The organism is Oceanibium sediminis (assembly GCF_003265325.1).
In the GTDB taxonomy this organism is placed as follows: Bacteria; Pseudomonadota; Alphaproteobacteria; order Rhodobacterales; family Rhodobacteraceae; genus Halovulum; species Halovulum sediminis.
On sequence record NZ_QGNX01000001.1, the window covers coordinates 230,626 to 255,073 of the forward strand.

Consider the following 24,448-nt stretch of genomic DNA (forward strand, 5'->3'; position numbering starts at 1 on the left):
AGGGCCCCCCGCCCGGAAAGGTCATATGATCCGCTATCGCCCCCTCGCCCGCGCTCTCGTGTTGCTGTCTGCCCTGGCCACCGCCGCCTGCGCCCCGATGGGGCCGGGGGGCGGCGGCGCGGTCGATCCCGACGCCCCGGTCGAGATTGCGCTCCTCGTGCCGCTCGGCTCGTCCGATCCGCAGCGCGAGGGGCTGGGCCAGGGGCTTGCCAACGCCGCGGAACTGGCGCGCCAGGACGTGCGGGACGTGGATCTGCGGATCACCGTCCATCCCACCGGCGGCACCCCCGAGCAGGCGCGTGCGGCGGCCAGCGCCGCGGTCGAGGCGGGGGCGGATGTCGTGCTCGGGCCGCTGTTCTCGGACTCCACCATCGCCGCCGCGCCCGTGGCGCAGGGGGCGGGGCTGCAAGTGCTCAGCTTCTCCAACAACCCAGACGTGGCGGGGGGCAACGTCTTCCTGCTGGGCACGTCGTTCCGCACGGCGGCAGAGCGGATCGCCGGCTACACCATCGCCCAGGGCCTGACCCAGGTCGCCATCGTCCACCCCGAGGGCGCAGAGGGTGAGCTGGCCCGCCAGGCCGTTGCGGACGCTGTCGCGCGCGCCGGGGGAACGGTCGTCGGCAGTGCCGGGTACCCGCTGTCCGTGCAGGGCATCACCGAGAACATGCCGGCCATCGCGCGGCAGGTGCGCGGCTCCGGCGCGAATGTGGTGGTTCTGACCGACGGGCCAACCGGCGGACTGGCCTTCGTGGCGGAAACCCTACGCGGGCTCGGCGTGCGCCAGCAGGCCGTGCAGTTCGCCGGGCTGCAACGTTGGGACACCAGCCCGCAGACGCTGTCGCAACCCGCGCTCGACCGCGGATGGTTCCCGGCCCCCGATCCCGCCACCGCGGGCGCCTTCGCGGGGCGCTACGAGGCGGCCTACGGCGCCGCGCCGCACCCGCTGGCGGGGCTCGGCTATGACGGTATCGCCGCCATAGCCGCCCTGGTGGCAGAGGCCCGCGCCGAAGGCAGCAGCGATCCGTTCAGCACCACGCGGCTGACCAAGCCCTCGGGCTTTGCCGGCGCGCTGGGGATCTTCCGCTTCAACGGCGACGGAACCGGGGACCGCGCGCTTGCGGTCTTTGCCGTCACCGACGACACCGCCCTGCCCATCGACCCCGCGAGGAGGAGCTTTGGTGCCGACGGGTCCTGACACCACCCTTCCCGCAGAGGTGGCAACCGACGGCGACAGCTCCCCCACGGCGCGGCTCTGCGCGCAGATCGACGCCATTGTCGCGCAAGCCCCGAAACCCGATGACGCGCGCGCCGGGGTGATCGAGGCCCTGCGCGCCTATAACGCCGCCGAGCGTGAAACCATCGCCGCCGGCCTGGCGCAGTTCCCCTATGTCGCCAAGCGCGCGACCACCGCCTACACCGAGCTGACCGATCAACTGATCCGCGCCGCCTGGCACTACGTCACCACCGCGTTGCACCCCAATCCGAACCCCACCGCAAGCGAACAGATCGCCGTGCTGGCCGTCGGCGGCTACGGCCGCGCCGAGATGGCCCCCTTCTCGGACGTGGACCTGCTGTTCCTGACCCCCTACAAGCAAACCGCTTGGGGCGAGAGCGCCATCGAAAGCATGCTCTACCTGCTGTGGGACCTGAAGCTGAAGGTCGGGCAGGCGGTGCGCACGGTGGACGAGTGCATCCGCCTCGGCCAGACGGACCTGACGATCCGCACCGCCCTGCTGGAGCATCGCCATCTGACCGGCGCGTGCGATCTGTCCGAGGAACTCTACACCCGCCTCTGGGACGAGCTGTTCCTCAAGACCGGCCCGCAATTCGTGGAAGCCAAGTTGGAGGAGCGCGAGAACCGCCACAATCGCAACGGCGGCTCGCGCTACCTGGTCGAGCCCAACGTGAAGGAAGGCAAGGGCGGGCTGCGCGACCTGCAAACCCTGTTTTGGATCGCCAAGTACCTGAACCACGCGCAGGAACCTGAAGACCTGGTGCGCCTCGGGGTCTTCACCGCGGAAGAGATGAACACCTTCCGCCACGCGGAAAACTTCCTCTGGGCTGTGCGTTGCCAGATGCACCTGGCCGCGGGCCGAGCGGCCGAGCAGCTGACCTTCGATCTGCAGGTGGACGTGGCGGATCGCCTGGGCTTCGTGGACACGGCGGGCCAGCGGGCGGTGGAACGCTTCATGCAGACCTATTTCACCTACGCCCGCCAGGTGGGCGAGCTGACCCGCATCTTCCTCGTCGCGCTTGAGGCGGAGCACGTCAAGAAGCGCCCCAGCGTGCGGAAGCGCATGTTCGCGGCGTTTTCCCGCGCCGAAAAGGACGTGCCCGAGGGCTACGTGGTCCGGAACGGGCGCATTGACGTGGTGGACCACGACGCCTTCCAAACCGACCCGCTGAACATCCTGCGCCTGTTCCGCGCAGCGCTGTCCACGGGCTTCCTGATGCACCCGGACGCCATGCGCCGGGTCACGGCGAGCCTGCACCTGATCGACGACTCCGTGCGTGAAAACCCTGAAGCGAACGCGATCTTCCTGGAGCTGCTGCTGGACCACAACGACCCGGAACGCGCCCTGCGGCGGATGAACGAAATGGGCGTCCTCGGCGCCTTCATCCCCGAATTCGGGCGTATCGTGGCGATGATGCAGTTCAACATGTACCACCACTACACGGTGGACGAACACACCATCCAGTGCATCCACACGCTGTTCTCCATCGAGAAGCGCGAGCTGGTCGAATCCCTTCCCGTCGCCTCGCGTATCCTCGAACGCGGGGTGAACCGCCGCGTCCTCTACGTGGCGCTGTTCCTGCACGACATCGGCAAGGGCCGCCCCGAGGATCACTCCGAACTCGGGGCCGAGATCGCAGAGCGCCTGTGCCCGCGCCTCGGTCTGCCCGAGGAGGAAGTGGAAACCGTCGTCTGGCTGGTGCGCCACCACCTGCTGATGTCGGATTTCGCGCAGAAGCGCGACCTGGCCGACGCCCGCACCGTACGCGACTTCGCCGCCATCGTGAAAAGCCCGACGCGGCTGAACCTGCTGACCGTCCTGACCGTCTGCGACATCCGCGGCGTCGGCCCCGGCGTGTGGAACAACTGGAAGGCGATGCTGCTGCGCGAGCTTTACGCGCTGACCCGCGACTACCTGACCGGCGACACCGCCCGCATTTCCCGCCCCGAGCGGATAGACGAGGCGAAAGCCGCCTTCGCCGCCGCCCTGCCCGACTGGTCCGAAAAGGACCTGGAGCGGGAAAAGGCCCGCCACTACGCCTCGTTCTGGCTGGGGCTCACGGTCGATACCCAGACGATCTTCGCCAAGCTGATCCGCGAGGTGACGGACGAGGCCCCCGCCATGCATTTCGACCAGGATGTGGAACGCGGCGCGACCCGCGTGTGCTTCGCCCTGGCCGATCACCCGGGCCTGTTCTCGCGCCTGGCCGGGGCGCTGGCGCTGGCAGGGGCCAACGTGGTGGACGCGCGCACCTACACCACCTCGGACGGGCTGGCGACGCCGGTGTTCTGGATCCAGGACAAGGCGGGCCAACCCTACGAGGATGCCCGCCTGACGCGGCTGAAGACCGTGATCCGCCGCACCCTCGCCGGAGAGGTGGTCGCCCGCGACGCCCTGGCCGAGCGGGACCGGATCAAGAAGCGCGAACAGGCCTTCATCGTCCCGACCGAGATCACCTTCGACAACGACGGATCCGAGATCTACACGATGATCACCGTGGACACCCGCGACCGGCCCGGCCTGCTCTATGACCTCAGCCGCACGCTGACGGCGGCGCATATGCACATTTCCTCGGCCATCATCGCGACCTACGGCGAACAGGCGGTCGATACCTTCTACGTGAAGGACTCCTTCGGGCTGAAGATCACCAGCAAGCCGAAGCAGAAGAAGATCGCGACCCTGCTGCGCGATGCCATCCGGCGCGGCGCGGAGAGGGCCGAGCCATGACCCGCCCCGTGCGGCTGCTGCCTGCCTTCCTGACGGTGGGCGTCTGGACGCTGCTCAGCCGCGTCTTCGGCTTCGCGCGCGACATCATGATCGCCGCCTTCCTCGGCGCGGGGCCGGCCGCCGAGGCGTTCCTGATCGCCTTCGCGCTTCCCAACATGTTCCGCCGCTTCTTCGCCGAGGGCGCGTTCAACATGGCCTTCATCCCGCTGTTCTCGAAAAAGGTGGAAAAGGGCGACGACGCGGAAACCTTCGCCCGCGACGCCGCCACCCTGCTCGGGCTGATCCTGGTCGCGCTTTGCGCGCTGGCGCTGGTCTTCATGCCTGCACTGGTGCTGCTCATGGCCTCGGGCTTTGCGGGGGACGAACGCTTCGCGCTGGCGGTGGACATGGGGCGGGTGGTGTTTCCCTACATCCTGTTCATCTCGCTCGCCGCGCTGCTGTCGGGGGTGCTGAACGCCATGGGCCGCTTCTGGGCGGCGGCGGCGGCGCCGGTGCTGCTGAACATCGTGCTCGTCGCCGCCATGGGTCTGACCGCCCTGCTGGGCGGTGACGTGGCGCAAGCGCTGACCTGGGGTGTTCCCGTGGCGGGCGTGGCGCAACTGGCCTTCGTCTGGCTCGCGGCGAAACGCGCGGGCGTGACGCTGCTGCCCAGCCGCCCGCGCCTGACGCCGGACCTGAAGCGGCTCGCGATCATCGCCGCGCCGGCCGCGCTGGCGGGCGGTGTCGTGCAGGTCAACCTGCTGGTGGGCCGGCAGGTCGCCTCCTACTTCGACGGGGCGGTGGCCTGGCTGAACTACGCAGACCGGCTGTACCAACTGCCGCTCGGCGTGGTCGGCATCGCCATCGGCGTCGTCCTGCTGCCGGACCTGTCGCGCCGCCTTGCCGCCGGGGACCGGGCCGGGGGCATCAGCGCCATCAACCGCGCGGCGGAATTCTCGCTGGCGCTGACGCTTCCGGCGGCGGTCGCGCTGATCGCGATCCCCCTGCCCCTCGTCGCCGTCCTGTTCGAGCGGGGCGCCTTCGGCCCCGGCGATTCCGCAGCCACGGCCCTGGCGCTGGCGATTTACGGCCTCGGGTTGCCCGCCTTCGTGCTGCAAAAGGTCGTGCAACCGGTGTTCTTCGCGCGCGAGGATACGCGCAGCCCCTTCCTCTTCGCGCTCGTCGCCATGGTGATCAACGCCGGGCTCGCCATCGGCCTGGCCCCGCTGATCGGCTACCTCGCCGCGCCGGTGGGCACCACGATTTCCGCCTGGGCGATGCTCGCCCTGCTGCTGCGCGGCGCGGCCCGCATCGACGGCGGCATCGAACCGGACCGCCGCCTGCGCCGCGCGCTGCCCCGCCTGCTGGCCGCCAGCCTGCTGATGGGCGCGCTGATCTGGGCCGCCGCCGCGGCCCTTGCGACTCCGCTCGCCACGCCGGGGCTCAGGGTCGCCGCACTCGCCGGCCTCGTCCTGCTCGGCGCGGCAACCTACGGCGCGGCGGCCTTCCTCAGCGGCGCGCTCTCCGCCGCGGACTTGCGCCGCATGCTCCGCCGGCCCCGCAAACCGGCCCCGCAGGACTAGGCCCCCGCTTCCAAAGTCCCCAAATATCCCCGCCGGAGGCTCCCACGCCGCTGCACGCGCCAGTGCAATCAAACAAGGCGAAGCAATTGCAATCCCCCCCCTCCCCGCCATATATCGGGCCTGACAATGAAAAACGGGGCGCACCACATGCACAGCTATCTCGAGTTTGAGAAGGGCCTGGCCGAAATCGAAGGCAAAGCCGCCGAGTTGCGCAACCTGGCGCGCCAGAACGAGGAAATGGACGTCGAGGCGGAGGCCAAGGGCCTCGACCTGAAGGCCGCCGCGCTGCTGAGCGAGCTCTACAAGGATCTCAGCCCCTGGCGGAAATGCCAGGTCGCCCGCCACCCGGACCGGCCCCATTGCGTGGATTACATCAACGCGCTGTTCACCGAGTACACGCCGCTGGCCGGGGACCGCAATTTCGCCGACGACCACGCCATCATGGGCGGCCTCGCCCGGTTCGAAGATGAGCCGGTGGTGGTGATCGGTCATGAAAAGGGCTCGGACACCAAGTCGCGGCTGGATCACAACTTCGGCATGGCCCGCCCGGAAGGCTATCGCAAGGCGATCCGCCTGATGGACATGGCGGACCGGTTCGGCCTGCCCGTCATCACCCTGATCGACACGCCGGGCGCCTATCCCGGCAAGGGCGCCGAGGAACGCGGCCAGGCCGAGGCGATCGCCCGCTCGACCGAGAAGTGCCTCAGCCTCGGCGTGCCGCTTCTGGCGGTGATCACCGGCGAGGGGGGCTCGGGCGGCGCCGTCGCCTTCGCCACGGGCGACCGACTCGCCATGCTGGAACATTCGATCTACTCGGTGATCAGCCCCGAGGGCTGCGCCTCGATCCTGTGGAAAGACTCAGACAAGATGCGCGAAGCGGCAGAGGCGCTGCGCCTGACCGCGCAGGACCTGAACCAGCTCGGCGTGATCGACCGCATCATCCGCGAACCGCTCGGCGGTGCGCAGCGCGGCCAGGCGGAAACCATCAGCAACGTGCGTACCGCGCTGAAGGCCATGCTCGAGGAAACCCGCGGCATCGCCCCCGACACCCTGCGCAAGGCGCGGCGTCAGAAGTACCTTGCCATGGGCTCCAAGGCGCTGGTCGCCTGAGGTTTACTCCGCTTTCGGGGCGCGCAGCGGGCGCGCTGTCGGACGCGGGTGCCCGACTTCCGCCATCAGCGCGTCCGAGGCGGTCTCCACCGCTTCTTCCATCTGCAGCATGAAGCTGGACAGCTTCACCCCCGGCGGGATCGGGTCGAGGTATTCCACGATCGCCAGCCCCGGCTTGCGCACCCAGCTGTTGCGCCCCCAGAACAGGCCCGCGTTGGTCGCGGCGGGCACACAGGTCTTGCCGAACCGCTGGTAAAGGACCCCCGCGCCCACCTTGTAGGGCGCATCCACATGGGGCGCGACCCGCGTGCCCTGGGGATAGATCACCAGCTGCCCCGGCGCGCCGTTCTCGCGGGCTTCGCGCGCCACCATCTTGTTCACCGTCTCGCCCTTGCGGCCGCGATGCACGGGGATGGAGCCGATCCGAAGCGCATATAGCCCCAGGATCGGCGCCCAGCGCAGTTCCTTCTTCATGATGAAGCGCGCGCGCGGCAGTTCGCGCATGTGGATCAGGATATCCAGGAACGACTGGTGCTTGGAGGCGACAATGACGTCGCCCTGCGGCACCGTGCCCCGCACCTCGACCTTCAGGCCGACGATCTTTTCCAGCAGCCAGATCGTGATCCGGCAATAGGTCTTCAGCGCCCAGTAGGTCCCCCCCCGCGACCAGAGCACCAGCGGCAGGCACAGGATCCCCTGCACCGCCAACAGGCCGTAGAACAAGATATCGAACACCAGGGAACGCAGGATGGTCATGGGAACAAGCTCCGATCAGGCAAGGCGGGTCAGCACGTGGAACGCGGCGCGACGCGTGGCGGCGAAGGACAGGATCGCGCTCAGCAGCGGAATGATGGCGAACAGCACCCATTCGCCGAAGCCGTGCGGAGAAAGGGCGGACAGTTCCGGCCCGTTGCTGAGCGCGGCCAGCACCGCCAGCCCCAGCGCGGTGCCGATCAGCGCGCCGGTCAGGCCCCGCAGGGTGAAGCGCCGCACGAAGGCGCGCGCCACGTAGGTATCGCGCGCCCCGATGACGCGCAGCGTCTCGATCACCCGGGCATGCATCGCCAGCGCGGCGCGCGCCGCGAGCGTCACGACCACCGCCGTCACCCCGAAGCAGATCGCAACGAAGGTGAAGGCCAGCCACTGCACCTGCCCCGCGGTTCTTGCGATCCGCCCGGACCAGGCCTCATGCCGGTGATAGATCGCCTCGGGCAGTTCGCCGCGCAGCCTTTGGGTCAGCCCCGCCGGGTCGAAATCCGGCGCTTCGCGCAGCGCGAAGATCAGCGGCAGGTCGATCGCCTCCAGCACCGAGGGGTCGCCGATCCAGGGCGACAGAAGCGCGCGCGTCTGCTCCGCGTCAAGCTGCTCTGCGCGGGTGATGCCGGGGGTCTGGGAAAGGATCCGCTCGGCCCGCGCGGCCTGCGCCTCGCGCCCCTCGGCGGTGATCGGGACTTCCAGGGTGGACTGGCCCTGCAACGCGCCGGACCAGCGCGCGGCAGCGCGGTCGGCGGCCAGGCTCGCCGCCAGGGCGAAGACGGTCAGGAACGCCAACGCCGCCGTCGCCAGCGCGGTCAGATGGCCGGTGGCGCCGCTGGGCGGCACGACGGCGTCCGCCTTCGGATCGCCGCGCAACAGGCTGAGGGCGGATGCCAGCGCCTTCACAGCTCTGCCCCCGCCAGTTCGATTCGGCGGTCGTTGATCCGCATGACCCGCGCCGAAACATCGCGCTTTGCGGTGCGGATCAGGTCGAGGTCGTGGGTCGCCACAAGGATGGTGCGCCCCAGCCGGTTCAGTTCCACCATCAGGCCGAGGACCTTCTCGCCCATCTCCCGGTCGATGTTGCCGGTGGGTTCGTCGGCCACCAGGATCTCGGGACTGAGGATCACGGCGCGGGCCAGGGCTGCGCGCTGGCGCTCTCCGCCCGACAGTTCGGGCGGGTGGGCGTCGGCGCGGTGATCCAGCGCGACCCATGCCAGCAGGTCGCTGATGTCGCCGTCATGCTCGGGGCGGCGGCGGCCGCTGACTTCGAGCGGCAGGGCGATATTCTCGCGCAGGGTCAGGTGGTCCAGGAACTGGCAGTTCTGGTGCACCATGCCCATGCGCTGGCGCAACGTCGCGATGCCGTCGCGATCCTCGCCCGCCGGGTCGATCCCGAAAAACGTCGCCCGTCCCGCCTTTGGCAGCGTTGCCAGGGTCACGAGGTTAAGGAAGGTGGTTTTTCCCGCGCCGGATGGCCCGGTCAGGAAATAGAACCCGCCCGGTTCAAGCGTCAGGCTGACGCCGGCCAGGATGGGCTGGTCTCCGTAGCCGAAATCCACGTTGTCAAAGGCGATCATGCGGCGCGCGTCTCTTTTCCGATGGGGCTCAGCGTGGTTCCCACGGGTTGCAACGGGATGCAAGGACGTTAATGATGCGCGGGGGTATCGTCGGTTGCCGCAGAAGCGGTGTAAACAAAAGGGTGAGCAGTATGCGTCTGGTCTGTCCGAGTTGCGGATCCGAGTATGAGGTCGACGGAACGCTGTTCCCCGAGGAGGGCCGCGAGGTCCAGTGCTCGAGCTGCGAGGAAGTCTGGGTCCAGTATCCCGTGAAAGCCGAAGCGCCGATGCGCCTGGACCTCGGCGCGCAAGCGCCCGCTGCCCCGTCCCAGCGCCTGCCGGAACAGGAACGCGAGGAACTGGCCCGCGCCGTGCGGGACGAATTGTCTGCCCGCGACGGGGTCGCATCGCCCGAGCCGGCGACCAGCTACACCGCCCCCGAAGAGGATGACGAGGACGACGACGAGGCGATCCTGGCAGCGCTGCGTGAGCAGATTGCCGCCGAGGGGCCGGTCCAGCAGTCCAGCGACGCGAAATCCCAGAAGCGCAACCTGCGTGTCGCCGCGGAGGCGGTCGGAATCGACGTCGACGCCGTCGAGGACGACAAGGAGCGGCGCAAGTGGAACCTCGACAAGAAGCCGTCCACGCCCGTTCCGGGCCGCCGTGACGGCCTGGCCGAGGCGCTGCAACGTTACGAGGAAGAAGTCGGCCCAAGGCGTGAGCGCAGCGGCGGCGGCCTGAAGACGGGGTTCATCGCCGCGCTGGTGCTGGTCGCCATCGGCGCCGGGGTCTTCGCCTTCCGCGCCGACATCGCCGGGGCCTATCCGCCCGCCGCCCCCTACCTGGATCAATACGCGGAGCTTGTGCAGCAAGGCCGGGTCAAGGCCGAGGCGCTTTATGCGGAATACTCCGTCGTGGTCATGGACAAGATCGCCGACCTGCAGGGCGGTGACGAGGCGGCAGCCGAAAGCCAGTAGGCCGCACAGCCCCCTTCAACGTATGACGGCGCCCCAACGAGGCGCCGTTTTCGTTTCATGACCGCGGCAGCCGGGTTGTGCGCCGGCCCCGCCTCAGAACCGGTCGAGCAAGCGGCGCAGGTAGTCCAACTCTTCCTCGGGCCGGCTCTGATCGCCGGAGCGGCGGCGGATTTCGTCGAACAACTCCCGCGCGCGGCGCATCACGTCCTCGCCCGGCAGCAGGTTCTCGTCGCTGCGCAGGTTGCCCCGCGTGCCCGAGGGGCGGCCCAGCGGATCGCGGTTGTCCCGCGCGAAGCCTTCGCCCGCCTCCTGGCCCGCGTCGCCCTGGTTCTGCTGGGCCTGCTGGCTCATTTCCTCGTTGAGGCCCCTGATCCCCTCACGCAGCGCGTCCAGCGCCTCGGCCTGGCGGTCCAGCGCCGAGTTCAGGTCGCCCTCGTCCAGGTTGTCGCGGGCGTCGCCCATCTGGCGCTCAGCCTCGTCCAGCAGGTCGCGCGCCTGGGCGCCGCCTTCCGTTCCGGGGCCGGGAAGCTGGTCCTGCAACTGGTCGAGCATCCGGCGCAGGGCTTCCTGCCGCTGGGCAAGCTCGTCGGGGTTCAGGCCCTGGCCGGGCTGGTTGCCGCCCTGCCCCTGCTGGCCGGGCTGGTTCTGGCCCGGTTGCCCTTGCTGGCCCTGCTGGCGCTGCTGGTTGAACTGGCGCTGCAACTCCTGGAAGCTGTCGTCGGCCAGGTCCTGCTGCTGGCGCAGGGTATCCTGCAACTCCTGCATGGTCTGCTGACCCTGCTGGCCCTGTTGCCCCTGCCCGCCCTGGGTGATCTGCATCTGCATGTTTTCGAGCATCTGGCGCAGCTGCTCCAGCAGGGCCTCGGCGGCTTCCTGCTGGCCGCTTTCGGCCAGTTCCTGGATCCGGTCCAGCATTTCCTGAAGCTGGTCGGGGCTCAGCATCTGGTTCGGGTCCATCGGCTGCTGTTCGGCCATCTGGTTCTGGTTGCGCAGGGCTTCCTGGGCAAGCTGCTGCATGAAGTCCTGCATCGCCTGGCGCAGCTCGTCCATCAACTCGGCGATTTCCTCGTCCGTCGCGCCGTTGCGCAGCCCGTCCGACAGGCGTTCCTGTGCGCGGCGCAGACGCTCGCGCGCGTCGCCGAGGCTGCCGTCCTCCACCGTCACCGCCGCGACCCAGAGCAGTTCGGCGATATCCTCCTGCTCGGCCAGGCTCAGCCCGTCCTCGGCAGCATAGCCGAGGCGGCGCAGGGCCATGCGGGTCATCATGTAGGCGGTGGTATTGTCGAAGATATCCTCGGGCGCGTGGGTGATCGCGCGCAGCATCTGGTCGACGAGCGGGGCATTTTCCCGCGTCCACAGCAGGTCCCGGCGCTGTTCCAGGATCGCGCGCGCCAGCGGGTCGAAAAAACGCCGCCCCGGCAGCTCGATATCACGCGCCGTGGCGTGCCCTTCCTGCGTGGCCGCATCCTCGGCGCGCAGGTCGATGACGATGGGCAGGCCCACCCAGGGGTGCTTGGCCAGGTTCTCGATCAGGACCTCGTCCACTTCCTCGGTGCCGCCGGACAGGGGCATCGGCAGGTCGAGGACCAGCGCCTCGCGCGGCTCGGGCGCGGCGCGCAGGCCGTAGCGGCGGTCCACCGCGGCCAGGTCGAGGGTGATCGTCGCATCCGCCCGCACGACGCCGTAGTCATCGCTGGCGTTGAACCCAAGCTCCATGGCGCCGTCCACGGTGCGCCCTGGGGTGCCTTTCAGCGCGATCTCGGGCGGCGCGTCGGGGATCATCGTGACCTGCCAGCCCGCCAGCCGCTGCTCCCCTTCCGAGAGGCTGAATTCCCCCGCGGCGGTCACCGTGAAACTGGCCGAGAGGATGCCCTCGGCCACTTCCGCCAGTGCGGTCTGCCCGCCGGAAACGCTCTCACGCAGGATGTGGCCGCCCTCGGTGCCATAGACGCGGACCGTCACCTCGGTGCCGGTGGGCAGGTCCAGCACCGGGGCCGAGTCGGCGTTCAGGTAGATGGTCGGGCGTCCCGTGTAGGCGGGCGGATTGGCCCAGGCCTCGTAACTCGGGCCCGCCGCGATGGGGGCCCCGCCGCCGCCCAGAGGCACGCTCAGGTCGACCGGGGCGGGTGCGCGGGCGAACAGGATCGCCGCGCCGAGCACGACGGCGCCGGACAGGCGCAGCGCCCAGGGATCGCGGCGCGCAAGCTGGGGATCGGGACGACGGGCCCGCGCGGCGGCGGCGGCGTCCGCCATCCGCTCCAGGTGCGCGGCCCAGAGCGCTTGCGCCCCGGCATCGCCCGCACCGATAGCCATCTTGTCACCCAGCGCCGAGATCGGCCGCCCCGGCAGGTCCGCGTCCAGCCGCGCGGCGGCGGCGGCACGGTCGGGCCAGCGCACGTCGCGCAGCCCCCGCCAGAGAACAAGCCCCACCAACAGCGCGAAAGCCACGATGACGACCAGCACGCCGTCTGGCGGCACCAGCGACAGCCCGCCAAAGGCCCAGAACGCCGCGCCAAGCATCAGCGCGGTCACGACCGGCCAAAGCGCGGCGGCCAGCCGCTCGGCCAGCATCGCGCGGCGGGCGCGGGCGATCTGGCGTTCCAGCCGCGCGCGCCCTTTGTTCACCCTGTCGTCATGGTTCGTGCTCAAAGTGCCGTCCGCTTCAAAATACCCCCTGAAAGGACACAAGCGTCGGCGGTTTCTGCGCCCCGATCACTCAAGCCATGAGGGTATGGTATCGCGCGAAAGCATTTCGTCAAAGGTTGGTCTTGCCCGGACCACGGCAAATTGATCGCCCTGAACCAGGACCTCGGGGATCAGGGGGCGGGAATTATACTCCGACGCCATCACCGCGCCGTAGGCCCCGGCCGAGCGGAAGGCGACCATTTCGCCCGCGCCCATCACCGGCATGACGCGGCGCTTCGCGAAGGTATCGCCGCTTTCGCAGACCGGGCCAACCACGTCATAGACATGCGGGTCCTCGCCGGGAACCGGCTCGACCACGGGGATGATGTCGTGATGCGCATCGTACATCGCGGGGCGTATCAGGTCGTTCATCGCCGCGTCCAGGATCAGGAAATCGCGGTCCTCGCCGTTCTTGACGAACAGCACCTCGCTGACCAGCAGGCCCGCGTTGCCGGCGATCAGGCGGCCCGGCTCGATCTCGATCTCGGCGCCGAGGTCGCCCACGGTCTCATGCACGATCTTGCCGTAATCGCTGGGCAGGGGCGGCGCTTCGTTGGTGCTCATGTAGGGAATGCCCAGGCCGCCGCCCAGGTCGACGCGGGCGATGTCATGCCCGTCGCTGCGCAGCTCCCGCGTCAGGTCCGCCACCTTCAGGAACGCCGAGCGATACGGGTCCAGGTCGGTCAGCTGTGAGCCGATGTGCACATCGACGCCGACCACCCGCAGCCCCGGAAGTGCCGCGGCGCGGGCATAGACCTCGCGCGCCCGGGCAATGGGAATGCCGAACTTGTTCTCGGACTTGCCGGTGGCGATCTTGGCATGGGTCTTGGCATCCACGTCCGGGTTGACGCGGATGGTGATCGGCGCCTCGATCCCGGCCTTGCTCGCCACCACGCTCAGCAACTCCAGCTCGGGCTCGCTTTCCACGTTGAACTGGCGGATGCCGCCTTCCAGCGCGAGGCGCATTTCCGCCGGGGTCTTGCCGACGCCGGAAAAGACGATCTTGTCGCCCGGCACGCCGACGGCGCGCGCGCGCTTGTATTCCCCGCCCGAAACAACGTCCATTCCCGCGCCAAGGTCCGCCAGAACCTTCAGCACGGCCAGGTTGGAATTCGCCTTCATGGCGTAGCAGATCAGGTGCGGCAGGCCGCTCAGCGCTTCCTCGAAGACACGGTAGTGGCGGGTCAGCGTGGCAGTGGAATAGACGTAGAAGGGTGTGCCGACCTCGGCCGCGATGCGGGTGACGGGCACATCCTCGGCGTGAAGGATGCCGTTGCGGTACAGGAAATGATCCATCAGCCGCGCCCCCGCGTCCGCAGGAACAGGTACAGCGGCAAGCCACAGCTGACCCCGATGAAATAGGTCGCCGGGATCGCCAGCAGCCCCGCCCAGTTACGGCGCGAGATCGACTCGACCAGGCACCAGATCGTCAGCGTGACCGCCGCGATGGTCAGGTCCCACACCAGCCCCGACGTGGCGAGGTTCGCATGCCAAGCATCGACCATCGCCATGATCGACCAGCCGTTTTCCATGAACCAGCCGATGAAATAGTACATCGGCACGATCGTCCCCGCGATTGCGAGGACCAGGTAGAGTATGCGCATCATGGCAAAGGAGCCCCTTCCGTCAGACCCGCCCGCAGGTAGCCCCTGCACCAAAGCCGGTCAAGGGCCGCCAGCAGGGCGGGTGGGGGCGCGTCGGGCAGGGGCGCGGCTGGAATTGACGCTCCACCCCTTGGGGCGGACATGTTAGACAGGGCGACGGATGCTTTTCGGAACACCGCCCATGGCCGCGCGCCTGACCCTTGATCTTTGCGGCCCGTTTCGCGCCGAAGCGGGTGGCGCCCCCCTGCACCTGCCGCTGCGCGGCGCGGCGATCCTGTGCGTGCTGGCCCGGACGCCGGGGCAGCGGATGGCGCGCGCCGACCTCGCCACGCTGATCTGGGGTGAGCGGGGAGAGGCGCAGGCCCGCGCCTCGCTGCGCCAGGAGCTGACGGCGCTGCGCCGCCTGCTGCCGGAAGCCACGCTCGCCAGCGACCGGACCCACGTCTGGCTTGAGGAGGGCGCCGTCGAGGAAGCCCCCGCCGCCGCGACCGCCGCGCCGTTCCTCGAGGGGTTCCAGCTGACGAGTCCCGGCTTCAGCGACTGGCTTGCGGAGCAGCGCCGCAACCACTCGGACAGCGCCCTGGGCGATGCCTTACGCCGCGCCGAACAGGCCCTTGAGGCAGGCGCTGGCGACAGCGCCCGCCGCGCGGCCCGCGACGCGCTGGCCATCGACCCGATCGCGGAACCCGCGATCCGCCTGTTGATGCGTGCGGAAGCCGCGCTCGGCAACCGGGCCGGCGCGCTGGCGGCCTATCGCTATTTCGCCGCGGGCCTGCACGCCGAGTTGCAGGTCGCACCGACCCCCGAAACCGCCGCGCTGGCGGACAGCCTGCGCGCCGCCGCAGCGCCCGCCGCCAGCCCGCCGCAACCGGACAAACGCCGCCCCGTGCTGGCCGTTCTGCCGTTCGAGGAACTCGGCGCGCCGTCGGGCGACATGTTCGCCGACGGCATCGTGGAAGAAATCACCAGCGCCCTGTCCCGCACCGACGCCTTCGACGTGATCGCCCGCCAGTCCGCCTATTCCCTTGGCCCGGACGAACGGGATCACCGCACCGCCGCGGCGCGGCTGGGGGCGGACTACCTGGTCGAGGGCAGCGTGCGCCGCGCGGGCGAGCGTGTGCGCATCTCCGTCCAGCTGATCGCCGGGGACAGCGGGCTGACGCACTGGTCAGAGCGCCTGGACGACACCCTGGGAGACGTGTTCGACCTGCAGGACCGGATCGCCGTGCAGGTGGCCGGGCACCTCGCCCCGCACCTGCGCCGGGCCGAGATCGACCGCGCCCACCGCCGCCCCAAGGCCGAGCGCAGCGCCTATGAACAGGTGCTCTCGGCGCTGCCGCACTTCTGGGCGCATCGAAAGGGCGAGAACCTGCTGGCCATCGCCCACCTCGAAGCCGCGCTGGACGCCCGCCCCGAGGACCCGCTCGCCCTTGGCTACCTGGCCTGGGCGCGGGCGCAGCACTGCACCTATCACTGGTCGGACGACCCGGCCCGCGACCGGGCCGAAACCCAGCGTGTGATCGAACGCGGCGGGCTGGTCGCGGGCGACCGCCCCGCCGTGCTGACCGCGCTGTCCGCCGCCCTGTCGGTGCTGAACATCGACTTCCCGCTGGCCCGATCCTATGTGGACCGCGCCCTGCAGGTCGATCCCAACAACGCCTGGGCGTGGATGCGCAGCGGCTGGCTGCATGTCTACGAGGGGCAGGCGGACGCCTCGCTCGCGGCGATGGACCGGGCCGAGGCGCTGTCGCCGCTCGATCCGTTCCGTTTCAATATCCACCTCGGACGCGCCGCCGCGCTGCGCCTGCAACGGCGCTACGAAGACGCCCTGACCGAGGTAAAGGCCGGCATCCTGCACGGGCCCGGCGTCAGCTGGGCGCGGCGGATGCTGGCGGGCACCTATGCCCTACTCGGGGATCAGCAGCAGGCGCTGGAAGAAACGCGGCGCTGGCGCGCGCAATATCCCGGTCTGACCCGGGAAATCGCCATCGCCAGCCTGCCCGAATGGCGCCATGAGCGGCACTATATCGAGGCCCTCCACCAGTTGATCGACCAGGTCTGGTCGGAAGACCCGGACCAGGACTGAAACGCCTGGCCCCGGCGCGGTTCAGTTGCGGATGGTGGTGGTGACGCCGATGCTGGCGGTGCCAGAGATCGAAAGCCCGGTCTTGACCGGCTCCGGCTCCGGCTCCTGCACGGGCAGCGGATCGCCCTTTATCCCACAGCCCGCCAGCACGGCGGCGACGATGATCCAACGCATGGTATTTCTCACCTCAGATAAGGGCCCCGGCAGATGGTGGGGGCCATTCCCCACCAGGTCAAACCGAAATGTCGACGCATGTTAGGCTTGGGTGATCGCCGCGCGCCAGCGCGCGATCTGCTCGCGCACGCGGACCGGAGCGGTCCCGCCATAGCTGACGCGGCTGGCCACGGAGTTTTCCACGCCGAGCACGCCGAACACATCCTCGGTAATCTCGCCGTGAACGCCCTGCATGTCCTCCAGCGTCAGGTCCGGCAGGTCGCAGCCGCGATCCTCGGCCATCTTGACCAGCGCGCCGGTGACGTGATGCGCCTCGCGGAAGGGCAGGCCAAGGGCGCGAACAAGCCAGTCCGCCAGGTCCGTCGCCGTGGAAAAGCCCGAGCCCGCCGCCGCCGCCAGCGAGTCGCGGTTGGCGGTCATGTCCGCGACCATGCCCGCCGTGGCGGCCAGCGCCAGCATCAGGCTGTCGGCGGCGTCGAAAACCTGTTCCTTGTCTTCCTGCATGTCCTTGGAATAAGCCAGCGGCAGCCCCTTCATCACCATGGTCAGCCCGACCTGCGCGCCCAGGATCCGGCCCACCTTGGCGCGGACCAGTTCGGCCGCATCGGGGTTCTTCTTCTGCGGCATGATCGAGGAGCCGGTGGAAAAGCGGTCCGACAGCGCCACGAAGCGGAACTGCGCCGAGGACCAGATCACCAGCTCCTCTGCCAGACGGCTCAGGTGCATCGAGCAGATGCTGGAGGCGCCAAGGAATTCCAGCGCGAAATCGCGGTCCGCCACCGTGTCCAGCGAGTTGGCGGTCGGCCGGTCGAAGCCCAACGCCGCCGCCGTCATGTCCCGATCGATCGGGAAGGAGGTGCCCGCCAGCGCCGCCGCGCCAAGGGGGCATTCGTTCATCCGCACACGCGCATCGCGGAAGCGGGACAGGTCACGGGCGAACATTTCAACGTAGGCCATCATGTGATGCCCCCAGGTGACGGGCTGGGCCACCTGAAGGTGCGTGAAGCCCGGCATCACCCAGTCGGCCCCGGCCTCGGCCTGGTCCAGAAGCGCGCGGATCACCGCCTCCAGCGCCCCGATGGCGGCGTCGCACTGGTCGCGCACCCACATGCGGAAATCCAGCGCCACCTGGTCGTTGCGGCTGCGCCCGGTGTGTAGGCGCTTGCCGGCCTCTCCGATCAGCTCGACCAGCCGGGCCTCCACGTTCATGTGGATGTCTTCCAGCGCGGTGGAGAAGTTGAAATCCCCGGCCTCGATTTCTGACAAGACCGTGAGCAGGCCTTCCCGGATCGCCTTTGCATCGCTATCGCTGATGACACCACAGGCGGCCAGCATCGCTGCGTGGGCACGGCTGCCTTCGATATCCTGGGCGGCCATGCGCTTGTCGAACCCGATGGAGGCGTTGATCGCCTCCATGATCGCATCGGGTCCCGAGGCAAAGCGTCCGCCCCACATCTTGTTGCTGGCTGTGTCTGACATGTTCGACCTATGAGAAAGGCAAGACCGGCCATGAAAACCCGCCCCGCGTTGCGAGCGCTTCTATACGCATCCCTTGCCCTATTCGCAAATGCCGCCTTCGCCGCCCCCCCGACTGAGGCGCTGGAGGCCCTGCGGGAGGGCGACATGCGCAAGCTCGCCGTGCACGCGGATGCCCGGGCGCTCGACGCCATCACGTTCACTGACAAGGCCGGGGCGGAGGTCACCCTCGCCGACAGCAACGGTAAGGTGCGGCTGGTGAACTTCTGGGCCACCTGGTGCGCCCCCTGCCGGGCGGAAAAGCCCGCGCTCGACGCGCTGAACAAGGCGCTCTCCGGGCCCGATTTCGAAGTGATCGCCATCGCCACCGGGCGCAACAGCCTCGAGGGGATCGAACGGTTCAACGCGGAAGTCGGGGTGGAAAGCCTCGACACCTACCTCGACCCGAAGTCCGAGGCGGCGCGCGGTCTCGGCGTGCTGGGCCTGCCGGTCACGCTGGTACTGGACCGCGACGGAAACGAGATCGCCCGCATGCAGGGCGGCGCGGACTGGTCGTCGGACAGCGCGCGCGCGATCATCGAGGCGCTGATCGGCTCGGGCAGCTAGGTGCCGGGACGAACGCCGTAGGGTGGGCTTTTCCAAGCCCACCTTCTGCGGCGCATGTCAGCTTGCGATCATCTCGGCCTGGGTGACGATGACCCGGGCCTGGCGGATCGAGGCCAGGTCCACCAGCCGCCCCTTGTAGACGGCCGCGCCCTGCCCGGCGGCTTCCGCCTCGGCCATGGCGGCCAGGATCTCGCGCGCCTCGGTCAATTGCGCCTCGGAGGGGGTGAAGACCTCGTTCGCCAGCGCGATCTGGCTGGGGTGGATCGCCCATTTGCCCACCATCCCCAGCGTGGCCGAGCGGCGCGCCTGCGCGCGGAATCCTTCGGTGTCGGAAAAATCGCCGAACGGCCCGTCCACCGGCAGGATACCGTGGGTGCGGCAGGCCGCGACGATGGCCGCCGTCACCCCGTGCCAGGGATCCGCGAAGTGCCGCGCGCCCTCGGGGTCCAGCATGTAGTAGCCCTCCTGCGTGCCGCCGATTCCCGTCGTCGCCATCCCCATGGAGGCGGCGAAATCCGCCGCGCCAAGGCTCATCGCCTCCAGCCGGGGCGAGGCGGCGGCGATCTCCTCCACATGGGCGAAACCGGCGGCGGTTTCGATGATGACCTCGAAGGCGATGGGCGTTTCGCGCCCCACCGCCGTCTCCGCCGCGCTGACCAGCGCATCAACGGCGTAAAGGTCGCCCGCGCAGCCCACCTTCGGGATCATGATCTGGTCCAGCCGCGCGCCGCCCTGTTCCACCAGGTCGACGACATCGCGGTACCAGTAGGGCGTGTCCAGCCCGTTGATCCGGACCGAGACGCGCTTGCGGCCCCAGTCCACCTCTTTCAGGGCGGTGATGACATTGGCGCGCGCCTCGGCCTTGTCGGCGGGGGCGACGCTGTCTTCCAGGTCCAGGTTGATCACGTCCGCGTCCGAGGCGGCCATCTTGGCAAACAGCGCCGGGCGGGAGCCGGGGCCGAACAACTGGCAGCGGTTCGGGCGGGCGGGCGGGGCGGGCTGGACCTTGAAGCTCATGGGCGTGCGTTTCCGTTGCGAAATGAAATTACGTCTGAGTAATTAATGGGATCACAATATTGCGCCTGCCTGTCAAGATGGTTTTTGCTGCACCCGCGAAATGGCGGGGGGGGGGGGGGGGGGGGGGGGGGGTAGGGGTGGTGGTGCGCCCCCGCCTTTCGTGCCTCAGCCCGCCGCCTCGGCGCTGACCTTGCGCGCGACGTGGATCACGTAGCCCGCCATGGCGATCGCCGCGATGGAGGAGGCGAGCATCATCAGCAGCAGCGGCCAGACGCCGCGTTCCGGCGTCAGCAGCATGCCGGTCAGCGCCGCCAGCCCGGCGCCGCCGCCGATCATCATCGCCCCGCCCAAGCCCGAGGCGCTGCCCGCCAGGTGCGGACGCACCGACACGATGCCCGCGTTGGCGTTGGGCAGCGTCATGCCGTTGCCGAGACCCACGAACAGGATCGAGCCGAACAGCGAAATCGGGTGGGCGAAGCCGAGCAGGAACAGCGTAATCCCGGCGATCAGCCCCAGCATCGCAACGGCCGAGCCATAGAACATCATCGCGTTCAGCCCGAACGCCTCGGAAAACCGGCCCGAGACGTAGTTGCCGATCATGTAGCCCAGCGCGATGAAGCCGAAGTACAGCCCCAGCTCCGCCGGGTTCATGCCCAGCACCACCGTCGCCACATAGGGCCCGCCCCCGAGGAACGCGAAGAACGACCCCGAGGCGAAACTCGCCACCAGCGTGTAGCCCCAGAACCGGCGGGAGCGGACAAGCTCGGGATAGGCGCGGAACTGCGCGCCGAAACTGTCCGAGCGCTGATCGTTGGATTCCCCGAGGTCGTTCCAGACCAGCCAGCCGACCGCCAGCCCGAAGGCCAGCATGAAGAAGAACGTCGCCTTCCAGCCAAGCCACTGGTCCAGCACGCCGCCGATCATCGGGCTGACCATCGGCACCAGCGACATGCCCATGGTCACGTAGCCAATCATCGACGCCGCCTTGTCCGCTGGCACCATGTCCCGCACGATCGCCCGGCTCAGCACGATGCCCGCGGCAACAACCGACTGGATCATGCGAAAGACCAGGAACATCTCGATACTGGGCGAGAAGATGCAGCCCAGCGTGGCGAATGAGAAAATCGCGACCGCGCCCAGCATGACCGGCCGCCGACCGTATCGGTCCGACAGCGGGCCGATAACCAGCTGCACCAGCGCCGTCGCGCCGAGGTAGGCCGAAACAGCCAGTTGGACCACCGCGTAATCCGCGTTGTAATAGGCGGCCATGGACGGCAGCGAGGGCAGGAAAACGTTCATGCTGAGTGCGCCCAGTCCCGCGATCAGAACGAGCGTCAGGACCTTCGGTGGGGTCGTCCGGTCAAGCCAGACGGCCCGCTGGCGGGGCGGGGGAGCGGACGAAATGGTCATGGAATCCTCAAAATGCAACGGTCGCCAAGAATAATTCGACGGCCGTGATCCCACATTGCCGCCTGATCGGCGGAAGTTCAACGCTCCGCCGCTTCACAGACTGTTTACACAGTGGGTCCGCCGCCTTCTGGCCGCCTATTGAAGGTCGGCGAAGGCGTGTTCCAACCGCTCCAGCGCATCGCCGATCAGCGCACGCCGGGTGGCGATGTTGAAGCGCAGGAAGGACTCCCCGCCGGTGCCGAAGGCGCTGCCGTGGCTGGCGGTGATCTTCGCGTCCTGCTCCACGCGGCGGGTGAACTCGGCCGGCTCCATGCCCGTGCCGGAGAAATCCACCCAGGCCAGGTAGGTCGCCTGCATCGGCATGCACTTCAGGCCGGGAATGCGGTCGATCCCGGCATCGAACATGCGGCGGTTCTCATCCAGGTAGGTGATGAGCTCGCGCAGCCAGGGCTCACCGTAGGCGTAGGCGGCCATGGTCGCCATCGCGCCAATCCGCGACACGCCGATATTGGCCGCCTGCAGCGTCTTGCGCAGTCGCGCGCGCAGGGCCTCGTCGGACACGATGATTTGCCCGGTCTCGAACCCGGCCAGGTTGAAGGTCTTGCTCGGCGCGGTCAGCATGATCAGCCGGTCCGCGATATCCGGCGCGGCATTTGCCATCACCGTGTGATGGTAGCCGGGAAAAACGAGATCGTGATGCACCTCGTCCGACACCAGCAGGATGTCGTGCTTCTTGCAGAAGGCGGCGACGGCGCGCAGTTCCGCCACGCTCCAGACGCGCCCGCCCGGGTTGTGCGGCGAGCAGAGCAACATGATCCGCTCGGACCCGTCGAGTTTCGCTTCCAGCGCGGCGAGGTCCATCTCGTAGCGCCGGTCCGAAAGGCGCAGCCGGCTTTCGACCACCCGCCGCTCGTTCGCTTCGATCAGGCGGTAAAAGGCGTGGTAGACGGGCGCGAAGACGATCACCCCGTCCCCGGGCGCGCTGAACGTCTGGATCACCATGCCCAGTGCGTTGCACAGCCCCTGCGTCGTCAGGATCCACTCGGGGCGCACGTGCCAGCTGTGCCGGCGGCGCATCCAGCCGGTGATCGCCTCGTAATAGGGGGCGGGGTTGCCGAAGTAACCGTGCGCGCCGTGGTCCGCCAGTTTCCGCAGGGTGGCGTTCACGGCTGGGGGCGACTGGAAGTCCATCTCTGCCACCCACATCGCGATGCCGGTATCGGGGGAAACGCCGGAATAGGCCTCCATTCCGTCCCATTTGGAGGAGTTGGTGTTCCGGTGGTCGATGGGCTTGTCGAAGTCAAAGGGCATGGATGGGCATTCCGTCGATAATCGGGGGCTTTAAGTAGCTAGGAAGCAGTCAGGGCAGTACAAGCCCGGTCCACTTGCGAAAGCCGGGGCGATTCAATACATGACCGCCATGACACTGCGCCCGATCCTTATCCACCCCGACCCGCGCTTGCGCAAGACCGTGCCGCGCATCGACGCCATCGATGCCGACGTGCGCAAGCTGGCCGAGGACATGCTCGAGACGATGTACGACGCGCCGGGCATCGGGCTGGCCGCGCCGCAGATCGGCGCGATGCAGCGAATCTTCGTGATGGATTGCGACCGGGATCACCCCGGCACCAAGCCCATGGTCTGCATCAACCCCGAGATTACCTGGGAAAACGACATGGTCGTCACGTCCGAGGAAGGATGCCTGTCCATCCCCGACTACTACGCCGAGGTCGACCGTTCCGAGGTTATCCGCCTGAAGTTCCTCGATATCGACGGCAAGGAGCACGAGGAAGAGCTCGACGGCCAGTGGTCGATCTGCGCCCAGCACGAGCTGGACCACCTGAACGGCAAGCTTTTCATCGACTACCTCGGCGCGGTGCGCCGCCAGATGGTCACCCGCAAGATGCAAAAGCTGAAGAAGGAGCTGGCGCGCAGCTGATGCCCCGCCCCTTCGTGATGTACCCCGACAAGCGCCTGCGCACGGTCGCCAGCCCGATCGACGCGGTGACCGACCAGACCCGCGCCCTCTGGGACGAGATGCTGGGCGCGATGTACGCCATGCCCGGCGTTGGCCTGGCCGCGAACCAGATCGGCGTGTTGCAGCGGGTCATCGTGCTGGACTGTTCTGACCACCGCGACCAGCCGCTGCGCCTTGCCAACCCCGAGATTCTGCACGCCTCGACCCAGATGCGCGAGCATGAGGAAGGCAGCCCGAACCTGCCTGGCCACTGGGCCCGGGTCAGCCGCCCCCGCGCGGTCACGGTGCGCTTCCTGAACGATCGCGGTGACGAGGAAGAGCGTGATTTCGTCGGGCTCTGGGCGACCTCCGTCCAGCACCAGGTGGATCACCTGAACGGGCGGCTGTTCATCGACCACCTGAGCCCGGTGAAGCGCCGGATGATCGTGGCCAAGCACCAGAAGGCGATGAAGCGGGGGCACGGATGAGAGTGGTTTTCATGGGCAGCCCGGCGTTCTCGGTGCCGACGCTGGACGCGCTCGTCGCCGCCGGGCACGAGGTGGCGGCGGTCTACACCCAGCCGCCCCGGCCCGCCGGTCGCGGCAAGAAGCCCCGCCCCGTCCCCGTCGCCGCCCGCGCCGAGGCGCTGGGGCTTGAGGTGCGCAGCCCCGCGCGGCTGCGCAACGACGAAGCCATCGCCGATTTCGCCGCGCTGAACGCCGATGTTGCTGTCGTGGTCGCCTACGGGCTGATCCTGCCCCAGGATATCCTGTCCGCGCCGCGCTTCGGTTGTTTGAACATCCACGCCTCGCTGTTGCCGCGCTGGCGGGGGGCGGCGCCGATCCATCGCGCGATCATGGCCGGAGACAGTGAAACCGGGGTCTGCATCATGCAGATGGACGCCGGGCTGGACACCGGCCCCGTGCTCACGCGCGCCAGCCTGCCGATCCGCCCCGAGGATACGACCGGAACGCTGCACGACAAGCTGTCCGCGCTTGGCGCCGGGCTGATCGTGGAAACCCTGAACGGCCTGCCCGCCCCGGTGACGCCACAGCCCGAGGTCGGCGTCACCTATGCCGACAAGATCCACAAGTCCGAGGCGCGGATCGACTGGACCCGCCCCGCGACCGAGGTGGACCGCCAGATTCGCGGACTGTCCCCCTTTCCGGGCGCCTGGACCGAGCTGGACGGTACACGCATCAAGCTTCTGTCCTCGCGCCTAGGCGAAGGGACCGGCGCGCCGGGTGAGGTATTGCACGGGTTCAAGGTCGCCTGCGGCACCGGCGCGGTCGAAGTCACCAGCGCGCAGCGCGCGGGCAAGGGCGCGCAGGACGCCGACAGTTTCCTGCGCGGCGCGCCGATCGCGCCCGGCACGGTGCTCGGCACCGTGCGCGACACCGCCTGATCACGGCCGCCCCGGGGGCTGGTTTTGCCCTGCGCGGCGGGTAAGGTGGGCGCAACGAACAACGCGCATGCGGCGCGCCGCGACTCTCGGCACGACTGCGGA

The 24,448-nt window shown here is 68.8% G+C and carries 21 protein-coding genes; 10 read left to right on the plus strand and 11 right to left on the minus strand.

All coding sequences use genetic code 11. The features are described 5' to 3' along the window. Positions 1-25 precede the first annotated feature (25 nt). From DJ029_RS01145 to DJ029_RS01160, 4 genes are all read left to right on the plus strand, one after another. Positions 26-1,195 (plus strand): penicillin-binding protein activator, encoded by a 1,170-nt coding sequence (locus tag DJ029_RS01145; protein ID WP_112320489.1) that lies wholly within the window; start codon positions 26-28, stop codon positions 1,193-1,195. Next, positions 1,179-3,962, plus strand: a complete 2,784-nt coding sequence (locus tag DJ029_RS01150) for a [protein-PII] uridylyltransferase (protein ID WP_112320490.1) — start codon at positions 1,179-1,181, stop codon at positions 3,960-3,962. The genes DJ029_RS01145 and DJ029_RS01150 overlap by 17 nt, the downstream gene beginning before the upstream one ends. Beyond that, complete coding sequence (murJ, locus tag DJ029_RS01155) at positions 3,959-5,524, plus strand: murein biosynthesis integral membrane protein MurJ (protein WP_112320491.1); 1,566 nt, start codon at positions 3,959-3,961, stop codon at positions 5,522-5,524. The genes DJ029_RS01150 and murJ overlap by 4 nt, the downstream gene beginning before the upstream one ends. A 147-nt stretch (positions 5,525-5,671) precedes the next feature. Then, positions 5,672-6,634: an acetyl-CoA carboxylase carboxyltransferase subunit alpha gene (locus DJ029_RS01160; protein WP_112320492.1), complete on the plus strand. Its 963-nt coding sequence runs from the start codon at positions 5,672-5,674 to the stop codon at positions 6,632-6,634. A 3-nt stretch (positions 6,635-6,637) separates the two neighbouring features. Here the strand turns inward: DJ029_RS01160 and DJ029_RS01165 are convergent, their stop codons facing one another. The 3 genes from DJ029_RS01165 to DJ029_RS01175 are packed head-to-tail and all read right to left on the minus strand — an operon-like array spanning position 6,638 to position 8,970. Further along, positions 6,638-7,390, minus strand: a complete 753-nt coding sequence (locus DJ029_RS01165) for a lysophospholipid acyltransferase family protein (protein WP_112320493.1) — start codon at positions 7,388-7,390, stop codon at positions 6,638-6,640. Positions 7,391-7,405: 15 nt separating this feature from the next. Next, the gene (locus DJ029_RS01170) at positions 7,406-8,296 is read right to left on the minus strand and encodes a cell division protein FtsX (protein ID WP_112320494.1); all 891 of its coding nucleotides are present in this window, start codon (positions 8,294-8,296) and stop codon (positions 7,406-7,408) included. Beyond that, positions 8,293-8,970 carry a cell division ATP-binding protein FtsE gene (locus DJ029_RS01175; RefSeq protein WP_112320495.1) on the minus strand — a complete coding sequence of 226 codons (678 nt, stop codon included), beginning with the start codon at positions 8,968-8,970 and terminating at the stop codon, positions 8,293-8,295. Before DJ029_RS01175 ends, DJ029_RS01170 begins: the two co-directional genes overlap by 4 nt. 131 nt (positions 8,971-9,101) lie before the next feature. Between DJ029_RS01175 and DJ029_RS01180 the strand changes: the two genes are divergently transcribed. After that, on the plus strand, positions 9,102-9,926 hold the full coding sequence (locus DJ029_RS01180) for a zinc-ribbon domain-containing protein (protein ID WP_157966224.1): 825 nt from the start codon (positions 9,102-9,104) through the stop codon (positions 9,924-9,926). A gap of 93 nt (positions 9,927-10,019) precedes the next feature. Here DJ029_RS01180 and DJ029_RS01185 read toward each other — a convergent pair whose 3' ends face one another. From DJ029_RS01185 to DJ029_RS01195, 3 genes are all read right to left on the minus strand, one after another. Continuing rightward, the gene (locus tag DJ029_RS01185) at positions 10,020-12,575 is read right to left on the minus strand and encodes a TIGR02302 family protein (protein WP_112320497.1); all 2,556 of its coding nucleotides are present in this window, start codon (positions 12,573-12,575) and stop codon (positions 10,020-10,022) included. A gap of 63 nt (positions 12,576-12,638) precedes the next feature. After that, positions 12,639-13,907 carry a diaminopimelate decarboxylase gene (gene lysA / locus DJ029_RS01190; protein WP_112320498.1) on the minus strand — a complete coding sequence of 423 codons (1,269 nt, stop codon included), beginning with the start codon at positions 13,905-13,907 and terminating at the stop codon, positions 12,639-12,641. After that, positions 13,907-14,215 carry a DUF2834 domain-containing protein gene (locus DJ029_RS01195; protein ID WP_112321295.1) on the minus strand — a complete coding sequence of 103 codons (309 nt, stop codon included), beginning with the start codon at positions 14,213-14,215 and terminating at the stop codon, positions 13,907-13,909. Before DJ029_RS01195 ends, lysA begins: the two co-directional genes overlap by 1 nt. 160 nt (positions 14,216-14,375) lie before the next feature. Between DJ029_RS01195 and DJ029_RS01200 the strand changes: the two genes are divergently transcribed. Continuing rightward, positions 14,376-16,301: a BTAD domain-containing putative transcriptional regulator gene (locus tag DJ029_RS01200; protein ID WP_112320499.1), complete on the plus strand. Its 1,926-nt coding sequence runs from the start codon at positions 14,376-14,378 to the stop codon at positions 16,299-16,301. 21 nt (positions 16,302-16,322) lie between these two features. On the opposite strand, the gene DJ029_RS01205 is transcribed toward DJ029_RS01200, so the two are convergent. Both DJ029_RS01205 and argH read right to left on the minus strand, forming a co-directional pair. Then, positions 16,323-16,475, minus strand: coding sequence for an argininosuccinate lyase (locus DJ029_RS01205; RefSeq protein ID WP_112320500.1), 153 nt, complete (start codon positions 16,473-16,475; stop codon positions 16,323-16,325). A gap of 81 nt (positions 16,476-16,556) precedes the next feature. Further along, complete coding sequence (argH, locus tag DJ029_RS01210) at positions 16,557-17,954, minus strand: argininosuccinate lyase (RefSeq protein ID WP_112320501.1); 1,398 nt, start codon at positions 17,952-17,954, stop codon at positions 16,557-16,559. Between the two features lie 30 nt (positions 17,955-17,984). Here argH and DJ029_RS01215 point away from each other — a divergent pair, with 30 nt between their 5' ends. Beyond that, positions 17,985-18,557, plus strand: a complete 573-nt coding sequence (locus DJ029_RS01215) for a TlpA family protein disulfide reductase (protein WP_112320502.1) — start codon at positions 17,985-17,987, stop codon at positions 18,555-18,557. Between the two features lie 57 nt (positions 18,558-18,614). On the opposite strand, the gene DJ029_RS01220 is transcribed toward DJ029_RS01215, so the two are convergent. The 3 genes from DJ029_RS01220 to DJ029_RS01230 form a co-directional block, all read right to left on the minus strand. Continuing rightward, positions 18,615-19,574: an L-malyl-CoA/beta-methylmalyl-CoA lyase gene (locus DJ029_RS01220; protein WP_112320503.1), complete on the minus strand. Its 960-nt coding sequence runs from the start codon at positions 19,572-19,574 to the stop codon at positions 18,615-18,617. 165 nt (positions 19,575-19,739) lie between these two features. Continuing rightward, positions 19,740-20,984 (minus strand): multidrug effflux MFS transporter, encoded by a 1,245-nt coding sequence (locus tag DJ029_RS01225; protein ID WP_112320504.1) that lies wholly within the window; start codon positions 20,982-20,984, stop codon positions 19,740-19,742. 135 nt (positions 20,985-21,119) lie between these two features. After that, complete coding sequence (locus DJ029_RS01230; RefSeq protein ID WP_112320505.1) at positions 21,120-22,295, minus strand: MalY/PatB family protein; 1,176 nt, start codon at positions 22,293-22,295, stop codon at positions 21,120-21,122. A gap of 100 nt (positions 22,296-22,395) precedes the next feature. Here DJ029_RS01230 and def (DJ029_RS01235) point away from each other — a divergent pair, with 100 nt between their 5' ends. Genes def (DJ029_RS01235) through fmt form a run of 3 tightly spaced genes read left to right on the plus strand, consistent with a single transcriptional unit; the run spans position 22,396 to position 24,346 of the window. Beyond that, positions 22,396-22,923 carry a peptide deformylase gene (gene def / locus DJ029_RS01235; protein WP_308860676.1) on the plus strand — a complete coding sequence of 176 codons (528 nt, stop codon included), beginning with the start codon at positions 22,396-22,398 and terminating at the stop codon, positions 22,921-22,923. After that, positions 22,923-23,429: a peptide deformylase gene (gene def / locus DJ029_RS01240; protein ID WP_112320507.1), complete on the plus strand. Its 507-nt coding sequence runs from the start codon at positions 22,923-22,925 to the stop codon at positions 23,427-23,429. Before def (DJ029_RS01235) ends, def (DJ029_RS01240) begins: the two co-directional genes overlap by 1 nt. After that, positions 23,426-24,346: a methionyl-tRNA formyltransferase gene (gene fmt, locus DJ029_RS01245; RefSeq protein WP_112320508.1), complete on the plus strand. Its 921-nt coding sequence runs from the start codon at positions 23,426-23,428 to the stop codon at positions 24,344-24,346. The genes def (DJ029_RS01240) and fmt overlap by 4 nt, the downstream gene beginning before the upstream one ends. Positions 24,347-24,448 lie beyond the last annotated feature (102 nt).

Excerpts from the sequence above, each read along its gene's own strand:
- DJ029_RS01145 (WP_112320489.1), top strand. The coding sequence starts at position 26 with ATGATCCGCTATCGCCCCCTCGCCCGCGCTCTCGTGTTGCTGTCTGCC.
- murJ (WP_112320491.1), top strand. The coding sequence starts at position 3,959 with ATGACCCGCCCCGTGCGGCTGCTGCCTGCCTTCCTGACGGTGGGCGTC.
- DJ029_RS01160 (WP_112320492.1), top strand. The coding sequence starts at position 5,672 with ATGCACAGCTATCTCGAGTTTGAGAAGGGCCTGGCCGAAATCGAAGGC.
- DJ029_RS01165 (WP_112320493.1), bottom strand. The coding sequence starts at position 7,390 with ATGACCATCCTGCGTTCCCTGGTGTTCGATATCTTGTTCTACGGCCTG.
- DJ029_RS01175 (WP_112320495.1), bottom strand. The coding sequence starts at position 8,970 with ATGATCGCCTTTGACAACGTGGATTTCGGCTACGGAGACCAGCCCATC.
- DJ029_RS01180 (WP_157966224.1), top strand. The coding sequence starts at position 9,102 with ATGCGTCTGGTCTGTCCGAGTTGCGGATCCGAGTATGAGGTCGACGGA.
- lysA (WP_112320498.1), bottom strand. The coding sequence starts at position 13,907 with ATGGATCATTTCCTGTACCGCAACGGCATCCTTCACGCCGAGGATGTG.
- DJ029_RS01195 (WP_112321295.1), bottom strand. The coding sequence starts at position 14,215 with ATGCGCATACTCTACCTGGTCCTCGCAATCGCGGGGACGATCGTGCCG.
- DJ029_RS01200 (WP_112320499.1), top strand. The coding sequence starts at position 14,376 with ATGCTTTTCGGAACACCGCCCATGGCCGCGCGCCTGACCCTTGATCTT.
- DJ029_RS01205 (WP_112320500.1), bottom strand. The coding sequence starts at position 16,475 with ATGCGTTGGATCATCGTCGCCGCCGTGCTGGCGGGCTGTGGGATAAAG.
- argH (WP_112320501.1), bottom strand. The coding sequence starts at position 17,954 with ATGTCAGACACAGCCAGCAACAAGATGTGGGGCGGACGCTTTGCCTCG.
- DJ029_RS01215 (WP_112320502.1), top strand. The coding sequence starts at position 17,985 with ATGAAAACCCGCCCCGCGTTGCGAGCGCTTCTATACGCATCCCTTGCC.
- DJ029_RS01220 (WP_112320503.1), bottom strand. The coding sequence starts at position 19,574 with ATGAGCTTCAAGGTCCAGCCCGCCCCGCCCGCCCGCCCGAACCGCTGC.
- DJ029_RS01225 (WP_112320504.1), bottom strand. The coding sequence starts at position 20,984 with ATGACCATTTCGTCCGCTCCCCCGCCCCGCCAGCGGGCCGTCTGGCTT.
- DJ029_RS01230 (WP_112320505.1), bottom strand. The coding sequence starts at position 22,295 with ATGCCCTTTGACTTCGACAAGCCCATCGACCACCGGAACACCAACTCC.
- def (WP_308860676.1), top strand. The coding sequence starts at position 22,396 with ATGACCGCCATGACACTGCGCCCGATCCTTATCCACCCCGACCCGCGC.
- def (WP_112320507.1), top strand. The coding sequence starts at position 22,923 with ATGCCCCGCCCCTTCGTGATGTACCCCGACAAGCGCCTGCGCACGGTC.
- fmt (WP_112320508.1), top strand. The coding sequence starts at position 23,426 with ATGAGAGTGGTTTTCATGGGCAGCCCGGCGTTCTCGGTGCCGACGCTG.